Origin of the sequence: Erwinia sp. (assembly GCF_031978025.1) — a bacterium.
Taxonomy (GTDB): Bacteria; Pseudomonadota; Gammaproteobacteria; order Enterobacterales; family Enterobacteriaceae; genus Erwinia.
Map to the genome: position 1 here is coordinate 12,557 of NZ_DALZCD010000109.1, position 575 is coordinate 13,131.

At 57.6% G+C, this 575-nt stretch carries 1 protein-coding gene; it reads right to left on the bottom strand.

The features are described 5' to 3' along the window. Nucleotides 1-65: 65 nt before the first annotated feature. The coding region (locus RTK32_RS10685; protein ID WP_312043756.1) for a transporter associated domain-containing protein at nucleotides 66-575 on the bottom strand (510 nt) is incomplete at its 5' end.

Here is a 575-nt window from a genome sequence, read left to right on the forward strand (position 1 = left end):
ACTGGAAAGTTTTCCGCAATGGCTTAGCGAACATCAGCCGCACCGCGGCTGATGTTCAGTCAGGTTTAATTGTCTTCTACCGGCGGTTTTTCCCGCGTCACGCGAACCAAATCAATGCGGTAGTCGGTGGCGGAAACGATCAGGAAAGTAAACGGCGGCAGCTCTATGGTCTCACCCGCCTGCGGCAACTGGCCTTTCTGCGCAATCAGCAGTCCCGCCAGCGACGCATGATCGTCTTCCGGCTTTACCAGCATCTGCGTATCCAGAAGCTGCTGCAAAGAATGCAAATCGGTTCCGCCCTTGACCAGCCATCCTTCTCCGTCGGCAACGATATCGGGCGTTTCATCCTCATCCGGGAACTCGCCAGCAATCGCTTCCAGCACGTCCAGCGGCGTGATCAGCCCCTGCACCACGCCAAACTCGTTGCTGACCATGACAAGGCTACCCTTAGCGCGACGCAGTACGCCCAGCAGATTAATCGGATCCAGCGTTTCCGGCACGATCACCGGTGGCATCGCGGCGGCGTAGTGGGCGATATCAATACCCTGTTCCAGCGCAACCAGCAGCTCTTTTGC